Annotated in this window: 18 protein-coding genes and 1 tRNA gene; 10 read left to right on the forward strand and 9 right to left on the reverse strand. The window is 48.4% G+C overall.

Going from position 1 to position 18,848, the window contains the following annotated elements:
- Positions 1–128 precede the first annotated feature (128 nt).
- Positions 129–2,186: a M3 family metallopeptidase gene (locus K4H28_RS10005; RefSeq protein ID WP_221005068.1), complete on the forward strand. Its 2,058-nt coding sequence runs from the start codon at positions 129–131 to the stop codon at positions 2,184–2,186.
- Between the two features lie 57 nt (positions 2,187–2,243).
- On the opposite strand, the gene K4H28_RS10010 is transcribed toward K4H28_RS10005, so the two are convergent.
- Both K4H28_RS10010 and K4H28_RS10015 read right to left on the reverse strand, forming a co-directional pair.
- The gene (locus K4H28_RS10010) at positions 2,244–3,014 is read right to left on the reverse strand and encodes a substrate-binding periplasmic protein (protein WP_221005069.1); all 771 of its coding nucleotides are present in this window, start codon (positions 3,012–3,014) and stop codon (positions 2,244–2,246) included.
- Positions 3,015–3,202: 188 nt separating this feature from the next.
- Positions 3,203–3,490, reverse strand: a complete 288-nt coding sequence (locus K4H28_RS10015; RefSeq protein WP_221005070.1) for a hypothetical protein — start codon at positions 3,488–3,490, stop codon at positions 3,203–3,205.
- 20 nt (positions 3,491–3,510) lie between these two features.
- Between K4H28_RS10015 and K4H28_RS10020 the strand changes: the two genes are divergently transcribed.
- The gene (locus tag K4H28_RS10020; protein WP_221005071.1) at positions 3,511–3,912 is read left to right on the forward strand and encodes a hypothetical protein; all 402 of its coding nucleotides are present in this window, start codon (positions 3,511–3,513) and stop codon (positions 3,910–3,912) included.
- 155 nt (positions 3,913–4,067) lie between these two features.
- Here the strand turns inward: K4H28_RS10020 and K4H28_RS10025 are convergent, their stop codons facing one another.
- From K4H28_RS10025 to K4H28_RS10035, 3 genes are all read right to left on the reverse strand, one after another.
- On the reverse strand, positions 4,068–5,339 hold the full coding sequence (locus K4H28_RS10025) for an O-acetylhomoserine aminocarboxypropyltransferase/cysteine synthase family protein (RefSeq protein ID WP_221005072.1): 1,272 nt from the start codon (positions 5,337–5,339) through the stop codon (positions 4,068–4,070).
- A gap of 236 nt (positions 5,340–5,575) precedes the next feature.
- Positions 5,576–5,651: transfer RNA gene (locus tag K4H28_RS10030), tRNA-Thr, on the reverse strand.
- An 84-nt stretch (positions 5,652–5,735) separates the two neighbouring features.
- Positions 5,736–6,761, reverse strand: coding sequence for a CDP-6-deoxy-delta-3,4-glucoseen reductase (locus K4H28_RS10035; RefSeq protein ID WP_221005073.1), 1,026 nt, complete (start codon positions 6,759–6,761; stop codon positions 5,736–5,738).
- Between the two features lie 338 nt (positions 6,762–7,099).
- Here K4H28_RS10035 and K4H28_RS10040 point away from each other — a divergent pair, with 338 nt between their 5' ends.
- A complete protein-coding gene (locus K4H28_RS10040; protein ID WP_221005074.1) occupies positions 7,100–7,996 on the forward strand; it encodes an NAD-dependent epimerase/dehydratase family protein in 897 nt (298 codons plus the stop codon).
- Between the two features lie 510 nt (positions 7,997–8,506).
- Here K4H28_RS10040 and K4H28_RS16740 read toward each other — a convergent pair.
- Positions 8,507–9,289, reverse strand: a complete 783-nt coding sequence (locus tag K4H28_RS16740) for an HD-GYP domain-containing protein (protein WP_255573494.1) — start codon at positions 9,287–9,289, stop codon at positions 8,507–8,509.
- 51 nt (positions 9,290–9,340) lie between these two features.
- Positions 9,341–9,847 carry a hypothetical protein gene (locus tag K4H28_RS16745; RefSeq protein WP_255573495.1) on the reverse strand — a complete coding sequence of 169 codons (507 nt, stop codon included), beginning with the start codon at positions 9,845–9,847 and terminating at the stop codon, positions 9,341–9,343.
- Positions 9,848–9,991: 144 nt separating this feature from the next.
- Between K4H28_RS16745 and K4H28_RS10050 the strand changes: the two genes are divergently transcribed.
- Positions 9,992–11,029 carry a GGDEF domain-containing protein gene (locus K4H28_RS10050; protein ID WP_221005075.1) on the forward strand — a complete coding sequence of 346 codons (1,038 nt, stop codon included), beginning with the start codon at positions 9,992–9,994 and terminating at the stop codon, positions 11,027–11,029.
- A 91-nt stretch (positions 11,030–11,120) separates the two neighbouring features.
- Here the strand turns inward: K4H28_RS10050 and tgt are convergent, their stop codons facing one another.
- Positions 11,121–12,236, reverse strand: a complete 1,116-nt coding sequence (gene tgt, locus K4H28_RS10055; protein ID WP_373312801.1) for a tRNA guanosine(34) transglycosylase Tgt — start codon at positions 12,234–12,236, stop codon at positions 11,121–11,123.
- 88 nt (positions 12,237–12,324) lie between these two features.
- A complete protein-coding gene (gene queA / locus K4H28_RS10060) occupies positions 12,325–13,353 on the reverse strand; it encodes a tRNA preQ1(34) S-adenosylmethionine ribosyltransferase-isomerase QueA (RefSeq protein WP_221005077.1) in 1,029 nt (342 codons plus the stop codon).
- 206 nt (positions 13,354–13,559) lie between these two features.
- On the opposite strand from queA, the gene aroQ reads away from it, so the two are divergent.
- The 6 genes from aroQ to tpx all read left to right on the forward strand — a co-directional run bounded on the left by aroQ (position 13,560) and on the right by tpx (position 18,727).
- Entirely contained in the window at positions 13,560–14,027 is a 468-nt protein-coding gene (gene aroQ / locus K4H28_RS10065; protein ID WP_221005078.1) for a type II 3-dehydroquinate dehydratase, read from the forward strand.
- Between the two features lie 59 nt (positions 14,028–14,086).
- A complete protein-coding gene (gene accB, locus K4H28_RS10070; RefSeq protein ID WP_221005079.1) occupies positions 14,087–14,545 on the forward strand; it encodes an acetyl-CoA carboxylase biotin carboxyl carrier protein in 459 nt (152 codons plus the stop codon).
- Positions 14,546–14,627: 82 nt separating this feature from the next.
- A complete protein-coding gene (gene accC / locus K4H28_RS10075; protein ID WP_221005080.1) occupies positions 14,628–16,004 on the forward strand; it encodes an acetyl-CoA carboxylase biotin carboxylase subunit in 1,377 nt (458 codons plus the stop codon).
- A gap of 132 nt (positions 16,005–16,136) precedes the next feature.
- Positions 16,137–17,024 carry a 50S ribosomal protein L11 methyltransferase gene (gene prmA / locus K4H28_RS10080; protein WP_221005081.1) on the forward strand — a complete coding sequence of 296 codons (888 nt, stop codon included), beginning with the start codon at positions 16,137–16,139 and terminating at the stop codon, positions 17,022–17,024.
- A 76-nt stretch (positions 17,025–17,100) separates the two neighbouring features.
- The gene (locus K4H28_RS10085; RefSeq protein ID WP_221005082.1) at positions 17,101–18,117 is read left to right on the forward strand and encodes a DUF3426 domain-containing protein; all 1,017 of its coding nucleotides are present in this window, start codon (positions 17,101–17,103) and stop codon (positions 18,115–18,117) included.
- Between the two features lie 64 nt (positions 18,118–18,181).
- Complete coding sequence (tpx, locus tag K4H28_RS10090; RefSeq protein WP_221005083.1) at positions 18,182–18,727, forward strand: thiol peroxidase; 546 nt, start codon at positions 18,182–18,184, stop codon at positions 18,725–18,727.
- Positions 18,728–18,848 lie beyond the last annotated feature (121 nt).

An 18,848-nucleotide genomic window follows, 5' to 3' on the forward strand; every position in this document is an offset into this window, starting at 1 on the left:
TGACAGCATTGCACTTTCGGACAAGCCTGCCAGCGCAACTTCTTACCTAATAAGAAGAACCACTTTATTTTCGTGCTTTTCGTGTATTTCGTGGACAACCAATTTCATTATTCTACCTGAGAGCTTTCATGACACTCGCTAATCCACTCCTCGATTTTGCCGATTTACCTCGCTATAGCGAAGTCAAACCCGAACACGTTAATCCTGCGCTGGATATTTTGCTGGCGGATGCCGCGGCGGCGATTGCGGCAGCGGAGCAAATTACGGATGCGTCTTGGGATAGTTTGAGCGTGCTCGAAGCGCCGCTAGAAAACCTCGGCCGTGCTTGGGGTGTGGTGGCGCATTTGGAATCGGTGGTCAATTCGCCTGAATTGCGCGAAGTGTATAACGCCAATATTCCACGGATTTCGAATTTCTTTACCGAAATTGGCCAAAACGAAAAACTGTTTGCCTTATATAAAGCAGTCAAAGAACGTGAATACGATGGCTTGAATCCAACGCGCAAAACGGTGATTGATGATGCGATTCGCGGCTTTGTGTTGTCGGGCGCGGAATTGCCAATTGAGCAAAAAAACCGCTTTAAAGACATTGAAGAAAAGCTCTCGGAACTCACGACCAAATTCTCACAAAACGTACTCGACGCGACCGATGATTTTGCGCTGTATGTGACTGCGGAAGAACTCGTTGGCCTTCCTGCGGATAATCTCTCGGCTGCTGCAGCAGCTGCAAAAGCCGACGAAAAAGAAGGCTACAAAATTACGCTGAAAATGCCGTCGTATATGCCGGTGATGCAATACGTGCAAAACCGTCCGCTGCGCGAGCAACTGTATAAAGCGTATTCAACGCGCGCTTCGGAGTTTGGCAAGGCAGAATGGGATAATGGCAAGTTGATTCCAGAAATTTTGGCGCTGCGCCATGAAGCCGCGTCAATGTTGGGCTTTAAGAATTTTGGCGAAGAATCTTTATTCACCAAAATGGCCGATAGCCCAGAACAAGTGATTGAATTTTTGTCTGATTTAGCCACCCGCGCCAAGCCGTTTATGCTAGAAGATCGCGCGGAACTCGAAGCGTTTGCGAAATCTGAATTTGGCATCGACAAGCTGCAAGCATGGGATGTGGCCTTGGTGTCTGAGCGTCTACGCGAAGAAAAATACTCGTTTAGCGAACAAGAAGTGAAGCAGTATTTCACCGAGCCAACGGTATTGACTGGCTTGTTTAAATTGATTTCCGAGCTGTATGGCCTGCAATTCGTTGCTGCAGAAGCGCCAGCGTGGCATACCGACGTAAGGTATTACGAACTGAAAAACAACGATGGCAGTTTGGTCGGCGGTTTGTATATGGATTTGCATGCGCGTGAAGGCAAGCAAGGCGGCGCGTGGATGAATGATGTGCGCGGCCGTAAATTGCATGCGGATGCCAATGGTAAGAGTGTCGTGCAAACGCCAGTGGCGCTGATTGTGTGCAATTTCGCCAGCGGTGTGGATGGCAAAAACGCGATGTTGCCGCACGATGATGTGATTACGCTGTTCCACGAAATGGGCCATGCGCTGCATCATTTGCTGACTGAAGTGGATGAATTGGAAGTCTCTGGCATCAGCGGCGTGGAATGGGATGCGGTGGAATTGCCAAGCCAGTTTATGGAAAACTTCTGCTGGGAATGGCAGGTATTGCCTGCGCTGACGCATCATATCGAGAGCGGCGAAGCGATACCTCGCCCACTATTCGATAAAATGCTGGCTGCGAAAAACTTCCACAGCGGCTCTGGCTTGCAACGCCAATTGTATTTCTCGATTTTTGATATGGCGTTGCACCAAAAATCCGAAGCGGTTTCGGCTGGTGATTTAACGACATTCGCACAAGCAGTCCAGCAAGAATTAGCGCTGCCATTGCCACCTGAATACAACCGCTTCCCACAATCATTTAGCCATATTTTCGCAGGCGGCTACGCGGCGGGTTATTACAGCTACAAGTGGGCGGAAGTATTAAGCGCCGATGCGTACGCGGCGTTTGAAGAAGCAGCCGATCAAACGGGTCACAGCGTGGTGAATGCCGAAGTCGGCGCACGATTCCGTAAGGAAATTTTGGCAGTCGGTGGCTCACGCCCTGCCGCCGAATCATTTGCTGCGTTCCGTGGCCGCGCGCCAGCGATTGATGCGCTGTTACGCCACAATGGTTTGACCGCGTAACGCAATTTGAAGTGACTTCATAAGATTGGGCGGGGTGCCATACCCTGCCCTTTTTCCTTATTGCAGATTGTTTTTCTTCATGATTTCAGCGAGCGTGCCGTCATTTCGCATCGCTTTGAGCGTTTTATCAAACTCAGGCAAGAGCTTGGTGAAATTCGAGTTTTTTCGAATACATAATCGATAGTGCAAAGTATCAAAACTGTGCGGCACTTCTGCGAGCTCTTCTTTGAGCCCTAAGCGCACAATATATGGCCTTGCCATTGCAGCGATATCCGGTGACGCGTCCACCAAGCCTTTGGCAGCAGAGCGAAATAGCGATTCAGACAGCGGAAAATACGTGATATCAAAACCGCCTAAATTAGTTTTGGTCCAACCCGCACCAATATACGAACCAATCTTATACGGTTTGAATTGTGCCACCTGCGTAAAGGCCATAATTTTATCGATATCGGGATGATTTTTGCGCACATAAAATTTGATTTCGGCTGTAAACAAAGTCTCGCTGCTGGCATCGGTATAGAGCTTGCGATCTGGATTGTGTGCCGTCACAAAGGCATCCGCCTCGCCTTGCTTGACCATATACTGCGCTCGTTCCCAAGGATAGCCCGCATTCAAAATCGGCTGCTTCATGCGCCGCACCAAGGCCTCTTGCAAAATATCAATAAACACGCCATGCACTTGCTCACCTGCGCCACTAGAAAACGGCGGGTAATCTTGAAAATAGACGACTTTCAAGGGCGTATTCACTTCGGCCGCCCAAGTTGCTGGCAGGCCCAATATCAATGGCAACGCGCACATTCCCTTTATCAGCCAACTGCGCAGCATCATTGATCTCCCTAGTCTATTCATCTGTTGACGGTAGTGGACACAATCCTTAGCGTCAAGGCGCAATCGCTTACACGGTCAGCATTGAGCATGAAGACACGAAAAAGCTCGCACGAAATTAAAAACCCTAGCACGGCTAGCTGTTTCGTAGCTCGGCTAGGGCTTTTTGGGCCACAGAAAATGGGGCTATATTATTTTTTAGCTGGACGGCCTGTTTTGATTTTTTCCAAGCTATTAATCGTATTTAACAATTGCGCAGAATCCATCGCCACTAATGCGGCCAAGCCAGCACGGATCAATTCGCTTTTCTTCACATCCAAGCCCGCTTTCAAAGCTTGCTGTTTTAATGCACCAATCAATGCGTAATCTACAGCGGGGAAGGTAAAGCTGTCTCGAACCAATTTAGGTTTCTTAGCAGCTTTTTTTTGTGCTGTTTTTTTCTGCACCAAAACCGTTGCTCGATCAAGTTTCTTTTCCATCTTTGCCACCGGCGCAGCATTTGAATCTTCCGCCAACAAGGCTTGTGCGATGTTTTCAGGTTTGGCTGCAGGCTTGGCGACTGGCGCTGGTTTTACTACTGGAACTGATTTTGCTGCGGGAGCTGGTTTCGCTGCTGGAGTTGGTTTCGCTGCTGGAGTTGGTTTCGCTGCTGGAGCTGGTTTCGCTGCAGGAGCTGGTTTTGCTGCTGGAGCTGGTTTCGCTGCAGGAGCTGGTTTCGCTGCTGGAGCTGGTTTCGCTGCAGGAGCTGGTTTTGCTGCAGGAGCTGGTTTTGCTGAAGGAGCTGGTTTCGCTGCAGGAGCTGGTTTTGCTGCAGGAGCTGGTTTTGCTGAAGGAGCTGGTTTCGCTGCAGGAGCTGGTTTCGCTACTGCGGCGACTTTTTTTGCTTCATTGGCAGCAATAACCGCCTCACTCGAAACTTGCAGAGGTGACTTAGGCATATCAAAACTCCTTCATTAAATGTATAAACAGTATAAATTGTTTCTTACTGCATTTTGCCTGTTATTTACGAAGTCGTGTATTGCTGTTTTATGACTAAGTCATCCTCCACCAAAAAAACTACACCTGCGCGAGCGCTTGTTCCAAATCAGCCAAAATATCGTCGATATGCTCAATGCCAATCGACAAACGAACCATGTCTTCCGACACGCCAGCCTTTTTTAACTCTTCTGGCGATAATTGGCGATGCGTGGTGCTAGCAGGATGGCAAGCCAATGATTTGGCATCGCCAATATTCACCAACCGCGTAATCAATTGCAGCGCATCTTGGAAACGAGCGCCACCGACACGACCGCCGCTCACACCAAACGTCAGTAGACCCGATGCTTTTCCACCGAAATACTGATCGACCAAGTTCTTGCTTGGATGCCCTGCTTGCCCTGCGTAATTCACCCAGGCTACTTTTGCATGCCCTTTGAGGAAGTCAGCAACTTTGAGCGCATTTTCCACGTGTCTATCCATGCGTAGCGCCAGCGTTTCCAAGCCCTGCAAAATCAAGAATGAATTAAACGGAGAAATGCACGCACCCATATTGCGCAGCGGCACGGTGCGCGCGCGACCGATAAAGGCGGCTTCACCCAGTGCTTCGGTATACACCACACCGTGGTAGCTCACTTCTGGCTCGTTCAAGCGGCGGAAACGCGCCTTGTGCTCAGCCCAAGGAAACTTGCCTGAATCAACAATAATACCGCCGATGCTCGTGCCATGGCCGCCCATGTATTTTGTTAAGCTATGCACCACGATATCTGCGCCGTGCTCAATCGGGCGGCAAAGGTATGGCGTTGGCACCGTATTATCAACAATCAGCGGAATACCACCCGCGTGTGCCACGCCGGCAAAAGCAGCGAAATCAACCACGTTACCCAGCGGATTACCAATCGATTCGCAATAAATCGCCTTGGTTTTGTCATCAATCAGCGCGGCGGCCGATTGAGGATCATTGGCATCGACAAATTTCACGCTAATGCCGTACTGCGGCAGCGTATGCGCGAAAAGATTATAAGTGCCACCGTAAAGCGCACTCGTCGCAATGATATTGTCGCCCGCTTCGGCAATGGTCAAAATCGCATAGGTAATCGCCGCTTGGCCCGAGGCCAGTGCCAACGCGCCGATGCCGCCTTCCAGCGCCGCAACGCGCTGCTCCAGCACATCGGTCGTTGGGTTCATGATGCGCGTATAGATATTGCCTTTGACTTTCAGATCGAATAAATCGGCACCGTGCTGCGTGTCATCAAACGAATAACTCGTCGTTTGATAAATCGGGACAGCAACGGCTTTGGTGGTGGGATCGGGGCTGTAACCGGCGTGAATCGCAAGCGTATCGAATTTCATCGTGAGTGTTCCTGAGGGTGGAGGACCCAAACACTCTAGCAGTTTGTCATTTCAAAGATAAATGCTTGTTACAACTATTCTTGTTGCCGATTGATCTAAGGCAAGAATGCAGGTTCTGCAGGACAGCATGGAAAGAGAGAATCGCGATCGCCGCATCAAGATAGATGCGGCTAAAAATATACGAGCAAGAATGAGAAAACCCCAGCAAATTTGCATTTGCTGGGGTTTAATATTTTTGGTGCCGACGGCAGGAATCGAACTCGCGACCCCCTGATTACAAGTCAGGTGCTCTACCAACTGAGCTACATCGGCAACAGGACTGCATAATATACAACACCTAGCATTTAGGCAAGAACAACTTACAATTTAATTGATAAACGTTTGGTTTTACAACGTTTATTGATTTACATCCTTGCTACTAAAGAAGGCGTCAGAGAAAAACTCATCGGCAGGTAATTGATGGGCAACAAAACTCGTATACGCCGCCTCGACCATCACCGGAGCGCCGCAAGCGTACACTTGGAAGTTTTTCAGGTTATTAAAGTCTTCCAACACGACCTCATGCAAAAAGCCAGTGCGGCCTTGCCATGCGTCTTCGGGTTTTGGCTCAGACAAAACAGGGATAAAAGTGAAGTTTGGATATTCCTGCTGCCATTCAGATGGCAAATACGGCATGTAAAGGTCTTCTAAGCTGCGACAACCCCAATACAGCACCATTTCGCGCTGCGTATTTTTGGCCAGCGCATGCTCGACCATACCTTTAATCGGCGCAAAACCCGTCCCTGTCGCCAACAACAAAATCGGCTTATCACTGTCTTCACGCAAGAAGAACGAACCCAAAGGCCCTGTGAAGCGGAAAATCTCGCGTTCCTTCATCGTGTTCCACATGTATTCGGAAAACTCGCCGCCAGCAACGCGCCGGATATGCAATTCGATAAAGCCTTCTTGCTCGGGTGCATTGGCAATCGAAAAACTGCGTTTTTTACCTGACTTGGTGTGAATATCGATGTATTGGCCAGCTAGAAAAGTGAGCTTTTCGGTTGCTGGGAGTTTTAAAGTCAGTACTGCGACGTCGTGAGAAACTTTATGAATCGCTTCAACGCGGGTCGGTAAGGTTTTAATTTGAATGTCTTTGGTCGCGGCAATTTCGCGGCATTCGATACTGACCGCTGAACTGATCGGTTTAGCGCAGCAAAATAAAGCGTAGCCTTTGTCTATCTCAACTTGCGACAATGCGGTTTCAGAATGATCGTCGTGCTCCACTTCGCCGGACAGCACCTTGCCTTTGCAAGCGCCACAAGAGCCATTTCGGCAGCCGTAGGGCATATTAAAGCCTTCACGCATGGCTGCATCGAGTAAGGTTTCCCCCTCGAATACCGATAGTTGCTGGCCCGAAGGTTCGATGGTAAGTTGCTGGCTCATTCTATTTCATGCCCATATTTATTAATTTACAAAACGTCTATTTGAAATGTTTTAGAAAACATCGCGAATAACGAAATAGAGCAAGCTCTCCCCCTCGAATACCGATAATTGCTGGCCCGAAGGTTCGATGGTAAGTTGCTGGCTCATTCTATTTCATGCCCATATTTATTAATTTACAAAACGTTTATTTGAAATGTTTTAGAAAACATCGCGAATAACGAAATAGAGCAAGCTCTCCCCCCTCGAATACTGATAACTGCTGACCCGACGGTTTGATGGTAAGTTGCTGGCTCATAAAGACTTCCGTACTCATTATTTGCATCACGAGGCTTTTTACGATGAAAAAACCCCGCTTACTAATCGTGGGTTGTGGCGACGTTGTTCGCCGCGCCCTGCCATGGCTCAAACAACATTTCACAGTGTATGCAACTGCACGCACTGCTGAATCAGCTCTGCAGCTCAATACACTTGGGGTTAAGCCGATTTTTGCAGACTTGGATCAAGCTAAAACCTTGGCAAGGCTCCGTGGTATTGCGCAGTTTTTAATTCATAGTGCTCCGCCGGGCGAAGGCCAAGGCGATGCACGTAGCAAAGCACTGATTGCCGCGTTAAGCCACGCGAAGATCAAACGAAACGAAATTTTACCACAACGCTTACAGCGTGCTGTTTACATCAGCACCAGCGGCGTTTATGGCGATTGTGGTGGTCAATGGATTAGTGAAACACAGCCGCTGAAAGCCAAATCGACCCGCGCATTGCGCCGTGTGGATGCTGAAACTCAACTTCGCAACTGGGCCTACCGGCAAGGCGTGCGCTTAAGTATTTTACGGGCGCCCGGCATTTATGCCGCAGATCGACTGCCACTAGAGCGCGTGCGCCGAGGCGATCCGGTTTTACACGCAGCAGAAGACAGCTACAGCAATCATATTCATGCCGATGATTTGGCGCAGGCACTGTGTTTGGCACTGTTTCGCGGCCTGCCAATGCGTACTTACAATATTGTCGACGACAATCCGCACAAAATGGGCGACTACTTTGATCAAATCGCGGATTTCGCTCAGCTTGCTCGCCCACCACGCATTAGCCGGGCAGCCGCGCAAAGTCAGCTCTCACCCGCCCTACTTTCTTATTTGAATGAATCCCGTCAAATCAGCAATGAGCGCGCCAAGCGAGAATTAAAGCTCAAACTGCAATACCCAACCATTAGTGATTTCTTATGCAGCGCTCAAAAATAAATCAATTTACAACACCTTAAGTCGTCACCACTGCTGACATTCTCAAACAAAAGTGGCGTAAAACCAGCCACTGAGCAGCAAACACAAAAGATTTACAATTATTTAATAATTATTTAATAAATTTTTATTTTTAAATTGCAAAATACTTATATAAGCTGACAAATAAATTAATCTTGGTTACACAACGATGGCTGCAAATTTAATACCGTTGGGACTGATTCTTGGATTTGTCGGCTATTTATTTTACTGCTGGTGGGCCGACCGCAATGCGCCCAGCTCACCAATTTCGATCGCTGATGAAGTGCATTTCAATCCGCATCTATATACACATGCCATACAGTTTTGCGAACATCAAAAAAAGTACACCAAATAACTGAGCCCGGATGCAAGGTGATGAAGGTGGCGCATAGTCCGTCTTACCCCAGCAACCTCTTTGATCTTGGCAGCAAAACTAACAAGTATTCTCCGCTAAACATTGTAAATAATGGCATAGCAAACAATACATCAAGCCTAAACCAACTCCCTTGCCAAGACACGCTGCAATGCGGCGTAGCATTCTCGGTCAATCGCATCATCAAGCATGCTCTGCATAATCTCTAAAGTGTGCTCGGGTGAATTGGCCGCGTGATAAGGGCGCTCAGCACTAATCGCATCAAAAATATCGGCCACCGTGATAATCCGTGTTTCTAGCCGAATATCCGCCGGGCTTAAACATCGCGGGTAACCGCGCCCATCCAGCCGCTCATGATGCGCGCCGGCAACGATGGCTAAATCATCAAACTGTGCAATTTTGCTCAGGATCTCTTCCGTTAAGCGCGCATGCTGCTGCACCGCGCGGAACTCATCATCAGTCAGTCGACCCGGCTTTTCCAAGATACTACTGCTCACGCCTAACTTGCCAACATCATGCAAGAGCGCTGCGCGTTTAATCCAAAGACATTGCGCTGCTGACAAACCCATCTCTTGAGCAATCAGCTCAGCATAAAACCCAACACGCTCTGAATGTCCTGCCGTAAACGGACTTTTCGCATCGACCACCTGACCAAATGCCGAGGCAATATCGTCCATATAATCATCGTCTAGCGGGTATGTGAATTGCACGGGCTCTAAATCCTGTACCGCTAAAGCAATCTGCGGATCGCTTAAAGTCCGCCAAAATTCCGCATCTTGTGCGACAACCTCAAAAGCGGCGACCAATTCAGGATCAAACCAAATGCCCGTACGCTGTACCACTTCCTGCATGGCTGCTGGCTGCCCATGCGAAAAATGAAACACATCAATGACCTGAGCCAATAAAGCAATCCTTGCATTCAGTGGTATTGCAGCGCCTTGCAAAGCCTCTGGTCACCCCATCCCATTCCAATGCTCATCCAGCGAATGAATTCCCAGGGCCACAGTCTCTGGAAACCGCAATTGCCGCGCAATCCGCGCGCCGCGATCACAGCGAGTTTGGATCAATTCATTGGCGATGGCATCGCCATTGCGGATGATGTTCAAGATCGAGGTTAGTCGTTTAGTCCAACTTTCATTTCTACCTGTGTGCTGAAAGACAAAGCCTAAAACCTGCGAGACATTGGCACCAACGAGCTTAAAGTCACGCTTGAAACTTTGATCATCAGTTAAATACAACTCGCAAATCCGCGCCGCATTACTACTACACCCCAAATCTTTGAGCAGCAAGGTGTAATACAAAGCCCAAATTTCTTGATCATTTAAGCCGATTTTCCGACCAATATGCACGCCAATCCAGCAGCAGCGAACACAATGCCCTTCTGGCTGCCCCTCGGTCATGTCCAAGGCATACGATAATGCCCCCAATAACTCAGATAGTTTTAAATTCTCGGCCATCATGACTCCCGCTGATTGCTTTGCAGCATAGACATAAACGCAGCAAAACCGAAATCAAAAGCCTAGCGGCGAACAATTTCCAAGTAGTGCTTACAATTTGCTCATTTTTTAGCTATCTTGCTGAGACCATTAACAAGGCAGTTTCATATGCTACTCAAGTCTAACCCGTCCGATTTATTGCACTCTCTTGCCGAGCTTACCGGCCTGATTGATCGTGATGATTTGGCAGCTAGCCTGTGCTTAACCTTATTTGAAATGATGCAAGCTGACTCGATGGATTTTTATCGGGTGTTTCATCGCACCAAGCAATTACCTTCGCTGCATTTATTGGTGGAATTTGACCAACAAGGCATACGCCAACATTCGATTGAACAATTGCGCAGTAAACATCCGCAAGCCCCCATCGCACCGGATGGATTTTTAGCCAGTGCATTGCACAACAACGGCGCGCTAGCCATTGATCCCAGCGGCTTTCGGGTGATTTTGTGTTTACGTCGCGAAACCGAGCTGTATGCCTTGCTTGACCTCACCCTCAGCCGCGGCTTATCGCCTGCCGATTTGCGCATGCTGCAAGGCTTTGTGCGAATTTATGAAAACCACATTGCACTTCTGGATTATGGTGAAACCGACACGTTGACGGGATTACTGAATCGGAAAACACTAGAGCGACAATTTCTAAAGATTGTCACTGCGCTGCAAAATTTACCCTCCAGCCAAGCGTTACAACAAAACAATCGAGATACTGGCTCGGCTTATTTCTTTTTAGTGGTGCTGGACATCGACCACTTTAAACGCGTGAACGATAAATTTGGACATTTGTTTGGCGATGAAGTGCTTTTAACTGTGTCGCAAATCATGCGCCAAAGTTTTCGCGAAATTGATTACCTATTCCGCTTTGGCGGCGAAGAATTCGTTGTAATTTTAGGGCCACAAACCCGCGAAAGTGTCGGCACGGCACTCAATCGATTTCGCGAGGCCGTTGCAGCCCATGAATTCGCTCAAATTGGCACAATCACCATCAGTGGCGGCATCACCGACATCCGCCCGTATGAAGTACTCAGCATCACACTAGGACGTGCCGATCTGGCGCTCTATGCAGCCAAAGACGGTGGCAGAAATCAAATGATGTTTTTTGATACGCTGCCTGAAAGCGAAATTGAAAGTGGCAGTGATGAACTATTCTAAGCACGGTATCCAATTGACAACATCTACTTCCAAATCAAAACAGCCACGCAAGGTGGCTGTTTGAATACGCGCTAAAACAAAATTCAGATCATTAATCCACGCCACGCGCACGATCAGCATTAAATTTAGCGACAAATTGCGGGAATTGATCAGCTTCAATTGCGGCGCGCATATCCGCCATCAGCACTTGGTAGTAGTGCAAATTGTGAATGGTATTGAGTTGCGCGCTGAGAATCTCTTGGCAGCGGAATAAATGATGCAAGTAAGCACGGCTGAAATTACGGCAGGTATAGCAATCGCAACTTTCATCAAGCGGACGTTTATCCAGTTTGTAATGCGCATTTTTGATTTTGACATTGCCGTAACGCGTAAACAACATGCCGTTACGCGCATTGCGCGTTGGCATCACGCAGTCAAACATATCAATGCCTTGCGACACGCCGTACACCAAATCTTCTGGCGTACCCACGCCCATCAGGTAACGTGGCTTGTTCACTGGCAATTGCGGCGCAGTGTGCGCCAAGATGCGCTCCATTTCTTCTTTGGGCTCGCCAACTGACAAACCGCCAATCGCCATGCCGTGAAAATCGAGGTCATTCAAACCCGCTACCGATTCATTGCGCAAATCTTCATGCATACCACCTTGCACAATACCGAACAGCGCATTCGGGTTTTCTTCACGGTCAAATTCATCTTTCGAGCGTTTTGCCCAGCGCAAAGACATCCGCATCGAATCGGCTGCGGTTTTGTGATCGGCGGGATACGGCGTGCATTCGTCAAAAATCATCACGATGTCAGAATTGAGTACTTTTTGAATGCGCATTGACTCTTCGGGCGTGAGAAACAACTTATCGCCGTTGATTGGATTTTGGAATTTCACGCCTTCTTCGGTGATCTTACGCATTGCGCCCAAGCTAAATACTTGGAAGCCACCCGAATCAGTCAACATCGGCTTATCCCAGCCCATAAATTGATGCAGACCGCCAAATTGTTTAATCACTTCCAAACCTGGACGTAGCCACAGATGGAAGGTATTGCCGAGAATAATTTGTGCGTTGATATCGTTCAAATCACGTGGCGTCATTGCCTTGACGGTACCGTAAGTACCAACCGGCATAAATACTGGCGTTTCAACCACACCATGATTGAGGGTCAAAGTACCGCGGCGAGCGCCGGAAGACGTCGTTTTTAATTCAAATTTCATGATTTTCCTTCGGCAACCAAAAAACAGTTCAGCGCCATTCAATTATGTGTATAGGTATGGCTATGTAGGCGTTATTTTAAATGTCCTACAACTAAATACCTTTATTCTTTTCCAGCAACATCGCATCGCCATAGCTAAAAAAGCGATATTCCTGTGCGACTGCATGATCGTAAGCTGAGCGCATCGTATCAAAACCAATAAACGCCGCAACCAGCATTAATAACGTTGATTTGGGTAAATGGAAGTTGGTGATCAAACGATCAACCACCTTAAACTCAAAACCAGGCGTAATAAAAATATCGGTATCACCAAGCGGTTCAGCCAGCACGCCATTTTGCGATGCCGCTTCCAAAGCACGCAAACTCGTCGTACCAACGGCAATGACACGCCCACCCTTCGCTTTCGCAGCGTGAATCACAGCAATCGTCTCTGGCGGAATGTAATAGCGTTCATGGTGCATCGTATGCTCAGCGATGTCATCAACCCGCACCGGCATAAAAGTTCCTGCGCCAACATGCAAAGTCAGAAACGCGGTTTCAACGCCCATCGCACGAATCTGATCGAGCAAGTCATCAGTAAAATGCAAACCCGCCGTTGGTGCAGCCACTGCACCCGGATCGCGCGCATAGACCGTTTGATAGCGTTTCGCGTCTTCATCATCTGGCACATGCGTGATATACGGCGGCAATGGCAAGAGACCTGATTGCTCCAGAATCTCTAAGACGCTGGCATCACCCTCGAAATGCAGCTTAAACAAGTCGCCTTGTCGCTCAACCATTTCGGCAGTGAAACCACCTTGAAAATGCAATATCGTTCCTGCTTTGGGCGCTTTCGACGCTTTAATGTGCGCCAAAGCGCTGTGCTCATCCAAAACTCGCTCGATCAGCGCTTCGATTTTACCGCCGCTGGCTTTTTCACCAAACAAGCGCGCTTTAATCACTTTGGTGTCGTTAAACACCAAAACATCGCCAGCACGTAAAAAACTCGGCAAGGACGAAAATAAGGTATCTTGTCGTTGTTCGCCATCGATATGCAGCAAACGACTCGCGCCACGGACTTCTGGGGGGAACTGCGCGATCAACTCGTCGGGCAAATGGTAATCAAAATCTGCAATCTGCATTTAAAATACGCCTTCGTGACACCTGTAGCAAAACTACACGATTATATCAGCAAACATCGATATAAGCCGCGCCAACATTGACGTAGCACGACTTTAAAACGATCGTTTATAAATTAAAGTTAAAAGAAAAAGCACGCTTTTTCTGGACAAGTTCGCAGAACTTGCGGCAAACTCCGTCGATTACATAGCGTTACAAGGACTCACGTATGGCCGACATTGGTAAAATTTTGGTTTTGCATGGCCCAAACCTCAATTTACTCGGACTGCGTGAACCACAACATTACGGCAGCACTACGCTCGCTAGTATCAATCAAGGTTTGATTGACTTGGGCACTCGCCATAAAGTTTCCGTCGAAACTTTTCAATCCAATCGCGAATACGAAATCATCGAACGAATCCATGCCACCCTACAAGATGGCACCGATTATATCGTGATTAATCCAGCCGCATTCACTCATACCAGCGTGGCGATTCGCGATGCATTGGCCGGCGTGAAAGTACCGTTTGTTGAAGTGCACTTGTCTAACGTGCATGCGCGGGAAGCATTCCGCCATCATTCTTATTTCTCGGATCTCGCCATTGGCGTGATTTGCGGCCTTGGTGCTAAGGGCTACGCCTATGCACTGGAGTTTGTCATCGACCGACTCAAACAGGCCGAAACGAAAACTGTTTAAACCCATAAGGCTTTCTGCACGACAGAACGCCATTTTTACTTTTCAGAGGGGATTGCAACATGGATCTGCGTAAACTTAAAAAACTAATCGACTTAGTTGAAGAATCGGGCATTGCTGAGTTAGAAGTGACCGAAGGCGAAGAAAAAGTACGGATTACTCGTAACGTACAAAACACCGCTCAGTATATGCAACCAATGCAATACCACGTACCACAACAGGCCGCCCCTGCTGCTGCCGCAGCAGCTCCAGCAGTAGTCGCTGAAGCGGCAGCGCCTGTGGTTGCTGGCAACACGCAAAAATCACCAATGGTCGGTTCGTTCTACCGCTCTTCTAGCCCAGACGCAAAACCATTCGTTGAGGTCGGCCAAAGCGTGACTGCGGGTCAAACGATTTGCATTATCGAAGCGATGAAATTATTGAACGAGATCGAAGCTGAACACACGGGTGTGATTAAAGCGATCTTGGTAGAAAACGGTCAGCCAGTTGAATATGGCGAGCCGATGTTTATTATTGGCTAATTCTGTGAGATGTATTGCCAGCTAGCCATTATTAAATAATGACTAGACGGCGATACCTCACCCCTCACGGAGTTTGTATCTTATGTTTAAAAAAATTCTTATTGCCAACCGTGGTGAAATCGCACTACGAATTTTGCGCGCTTGCCGCGAAATGGGCATCAAAACCGTCGTCGTGCATTCTGAAATCGACCGCGAAGCCAAATACGTCAAACTCGCTGATGAATCAGTGTGTATCGGCCCGAACCCTTCGGCACAAAGCTATTTGAATATGGCGGCATTGATTTCGGCTGCCGAAGTCACTGAAGCTGAAGCGATTCACCCTGGCTATGGCTTTTTGTCGGAAAACGCTGATTTTGCGCAGCGCGTAGAAGAATCAGGTTTCGTATTTATCGGCCCTCGCCCAGAAACGATTCGCCTCATGGGCGACAAAGTGTCGGCTAAAGACGCGATGAAAGCCGCTGGCGTACCTTGCGTACCGGGTTCTGACGGCGCATTGCCAGATGATGGCGACGAAATGATCAAGATTGGTCGTAAAGTCGGCTATCCAGTCATCATCAAAGCCGCTGGCGGTGGTGGTGGTCGTGGTATGCGCGTGGTTGAGCGTGAAGAAGACTTGCTTGCTGCCGTGGCCATGACACAAGCCGAAGCAGGTGCAGCGTTTGGCAATCCTGTGGTTTACATGGAACGCTATTTGCAAAATCCGCGTCACGTCGAAATCCAGATTCTCGCTGATCAACATGGTCACGCTATTTATTTAGGCGAGCGCGATTGCTCAATGCAACGTCGCCACCAAAAAGTACTCGAAGAAGCGCCAGCACCGGGTATTACCGAAGAACAACGCCAACGCATTGGTGAATCTTGCGCTGAAGCGTGCCGCCGCATGGGTTATCGTGGTGCAGGTACGTTTGAATTCTTGTTCGAAAACGGTGAGTTCTTCTTTATCGAGATGAACACCCGTGTGCAAGTTGAACATCCGGTGACCGAACTGATCACCGGTATCGACATCGTGCAAGAACAAATTCGCGTTGCTGCGAACTTGCCATTGCAATACACACAAGACGACGTGAAGCTCAAAGGCCATGCGATTGAGTGCCGAATTAATGCTGAAGATCCGCTGAATTTCTTCCCGAGCCCAGGCCGCATCACGACGTATCACACGCCAGGTGGCCCGGGTGTGCGTGTGGATTCGCATGTGTATCAAGGTTATTTTGTTCCACCAAACTACGACAGCATGATCGGTAAAATCATCACTTACGGCGAAACCCGTGAGCAAGCGATTGCCAAAATGCGTATCGCCTTGTCAGAAATGGTCGTTCAAGGTATTTCAACGAATATCCCGCTGCATCAGCAGCTATTAGTTGATCCGGAATTCATCAAAGGTGAAACGAGCATTCATTATCTCGAACACCAAATGCCAGCGATTCGCGAATTGATTGCCCAAAAAACGGCAGCTCAATAACCCCCCAAACGGAGCCAAACGGCTCCGTTTTTCATTCTAACTCCGTCAAAAATCGACACTAGTAAAAACCTTTTCGTCGAACGCAAGCAGTTCGTGGCAAAATACGCCCCTACAGAATTCAGGAATAGCATCATGGCTTGGCAAGAACTCCGCCTAACGACCGACTCCAAACAGGCAGAAGCCTATTCGGACGCTTTATTTGACTTGGGCGCGCTTTCAGTTTCGATTGAAGACGCCGCCGCCGACACCGTGGATGAAAAGCCAATTTTTGGTGAGCCGGGTGAGCCTGTCGACCAATTGTGGGATAACAGCATCGTATTGGCGCTATTTGATGTCGACATCGATGTCGATGCCATTGTCGCCACCGCAGCAGAAACGCTCAAATTGGCCGCACCAAGCTACGTAATCGTGAATGTCGCCGATCAAGATTGGGTGCGCTTGACCCAATCGCAATTCGATCCAATTCCAATTTCACCGCGCCTATGGATTACACCGACGTGGCACGAATGCCCAGATCCTGCCGCAGTCAGCATTCAGCTCGATCCTGGCTTGGCCTTTGGTACCGGCAGCCACCCGACAACGCGCTTGTGCTTGCAATGGCTCGATTCGAATATCGCTGGTGGCGAGAATGTGCTCGATTACGGCTGTGGTAGCGGGATTTTGGCGATTGCCGCACTCAAACTCGGTGCAGGCGAAACCGATGGTGTCGATATTGATGCGCAAGCGATGATCGCCAGCAATCAAAATGCCGAGCAAAACGGTGTGGTCGGACAGTTCTACCTGCCCGATGCTGCGCCAAGCAAAACCTATGACCTCGTTGTGGCCAATATTCTGACCAATCCGCTCAAAGCACTCGCGCCTTTATTGGCTGCGCGTTGCCGCACTGGCGGCCGCTTGGTGCTGTCGGGTATTTTGGCCGAACAAGCGCATGAAATCGTCGCCATTTATAATGAATGGTTTGACTTTACAGCCCCGGCCGAACATGAAGGTTGGGTGTGTTTATCGGCAGTTCGTAAATAAGCTGTCTCCTCTCACCGTCAAGTGAGAGGGTTTTCACATTGAATGGCATGACTTGATAAAGAAGTGAAATAAGCGCATGAGCCAAATTACTTGCTGCCCCAATTGCAGCACCACCTTTCGTGTTACCGACGCACAGCTCGCCGCGCACCAAGGCAAGGTGCGCTGTGGCCGCTGTGCATTTGTGTTTCATGCGCCCGATTTTATTCAATCACTGATTATCGAGCCCGCTGAGACTCGCACCGAAAGCCCTGCCCCCTCTACAATTGCACCAAGGCCTCCGGTTGAGCCAGAAATATCTAACGCGAAACAGCAACCGCAAGATACTGATCAAGGTATACAGCCAGAGCCAAATGAATTAAAGATCCACAACCAAATACATCAAGTTGAAGAACACAATTCATCCAACATTGATCATGAAAAATTATTAAAGCTCGCCGATGAAGAGCTAGAACTCGACGTTGCACTCAGCAAGAACCAAGCGCTACTTGATGCCCAAGCGACAGCTGAAGACGAAACGACAAAAATACCCGAACGGGCAGTCATTGAAATTGATAGCGAATCAGAATACCAACCAATTCTCACTGACGACGATTTATTTGCACCAGCCAAGCCCAAATCTCGTTTTACTTGGGTCTGGATTCTGGGTTCAATGCTGGCGACCATCGTTTTAGTCGCACAGCTTATTTATGTGTTTCGCAATGAGTTAAGCCAAGAATTTCCAGCGCTACGCCCTAAGCTCATTGTTTTGTGTGAGCACCTCAATTGCAGCCTGCCTTTGCCGCGCGAAGCGCAATTGCTGCGCTCTGAATACTCAGAACTCACTTTCATTCCGAACAGCCCAACGTTGATTCAACTGAATGCAACGCTCAGAAACTTGGCACCATTCGAGCAAGAGCTCCCAAAACTCGAAGTCACGCTAACCGATGAAAACGAAAAAGTCATCGTGCGAAAGATTTTTACTGCGAAGCAATACATGATGCAAAACGAGCGCGCGCAAAACTCAATCGAAGCCAACGAAGAAATCCGCGCCTTTTTGCAACTGGATTTGGGTGAGCTGCACTCAACAGGCTACTCGCTGTATTGGTTCTACTAAGCCAACTTGTTTTTCAGGCATTTCCAGCCATACTGAAAAGATTCGATTTTCAGGAGTTTTTAGTATGTCTACAGTCATGCTCAACAGCACCCCGATTAGTATTGGCGGTCGCTTCCCACGCGCAGGGGAAACTGCGCATAGTTTTATGCTGGTTGACTTACAATTGCAAGACGTTGCGCTTTCCAAATTTTGGGGACAACGCAAACTCATCGCGGTAGTGCCTAGCCTTGATGCAGCGATTGGACTGACGATTGCCAGAAAACTAGAATCTCTTGGCTATGAGCTGGATAACGTTGTCATCATGACCGTATCAGTCGATACACCATACGCGCTTTCTCGAATCAACGACGCCGAAGGTTTTCGAAAAATACAGCTGATGTCCACATTGCGTGGCCGTGATTTTCATAAAGATTATGGTGTCATGATTACTGATGTGCCGCTTTCTGGCTTGATGACGACCGCTTTATTTGTACTCGATACCGACGATACCGTGCTGTATTCGGAACTGGTCAGTGATTTGAATTCAGAACCTAGCTATCAATCGGCAATAGAAAAACTTGCGCCACCGATTATTCACAAGGCTGAGCCCGAAGCACCAAGTAATGAATAAAATACAACTTAAAGGCCGCAAGGCCTTTTATTTTAGTCTCCGCAAACCTATTTTTTTTGAGATTGCAAGCCCTGTTAAATTCTCAATACAGCTCTTTTGTTTTATCTAAGCAGCCCCACTT

The sequence above is a fragment of the Deefgea tanakiae genome, assembly GCF_019665765.1.
Taxonomy (GTDB): domain Bacteria; phylum Pseudomonadota; class Gammaproteobacteria; order Burkholderiales; family Chitinibacteraceae; genus Deefgea; species Deefgea tanakiae.

Coding starts and splice junctions, on each gene's coding strand:
- K4H28_RS10005 (WP_221005068.1), top strand. CDS start 129: ATGACACTCGCTAATCCACTCCTCGATTTTGCCGATTTACCTCGCTAT.
- K4H28_RS10010 (WP_221005069.1), bottom strand. CDS start 3,014: ATGATGCTGCGCAGTTGGCTGATAAAGGGAATGTGCGCGTTGCCATTG.
- K4H28_RS10015 (WP_221005070.1), bottom strand. CDS start 3,490: ATGGAAAAGAAACTTGATCGAGCAACGGTTTTGGTGCAGAAAAAAACA.
- K4H28_RS10025 (WP_221005072.1), bottom strand. CDS start 5,339: ATGAAATTCGATACGCTTGCGATTCACGCCGGTTACAGCCCCGATCCC.
- K4H28_RS10035 (WP_221005073.1), bottom strand. CDS start 6,761: ATGAGCCAGCAACTTACCATCGAACCTTCGGGCCAGCAACTATCGGTA.
- K4H28_RS10040 (WP_221005074.1), top strand. CDS start 7,100: ATGAAAAAACCCCGCTTACTAATCGTGGGTTGTGGCGACGTTGTTCGC.
- K4H28_RS16745 (WP_255573495.1), bottom strand. CDS start 9,847: ATGATGGCCGAGAATTTAAAACTATCTGAGTTATTGGGGGCATTATCG.
- K4H28_RS10050 (WP_221005075.1), top strand. CDS start 9,992: ATGCTACTCAAGTCTAACCCGTCCGATTTATTGCACTCTCTTGCCGAG.
- queA (WP_221005077.1), bottom strand. CDS start 13,353: ATGCAGATTGCAGATTTTGATTACCATTTGCCCGACGAGTTGATCGCG.
- aroQ (WP_221005078.1), top strand. CDS start 13,560: ATGGCCGACATTGGTAAAATTTTGGTTTTGCATGGCCCAAACCTCAAT.
- accB (WP_221005079.1), top strand. CDS start 14,087: ATGGATCTGCGTAAACTTAAAAAACTAATCGACTTAGTTGAAGAATCG.
- accC (WP_221005080.1), top strand. CDS start 14,628: ATGTTTAAAAAAATTCTTATTGCCAACCGTGGTGAAATCGCACTACGA.
- prmA (WP_221005081.1), top strand. CDS start 16,137: ATGGCTTGGCAAGAACTCCGCCTAACGACCGACTCCAAACAGGCAGAA.
- K4H28_RS10085 (WP_221005082.1), top strand. CDS start 17,101: ATGAGCCAAATTACTTGCTGCCCCAATTGCAGCACCACCTTTCGTGTT.
- tpx (WP_221005083.1), top strand. CDS start 18,182: ATGTCTACAGTCATGCTCAACAGCACCCCGATTAGTATTGGCGGTCGC.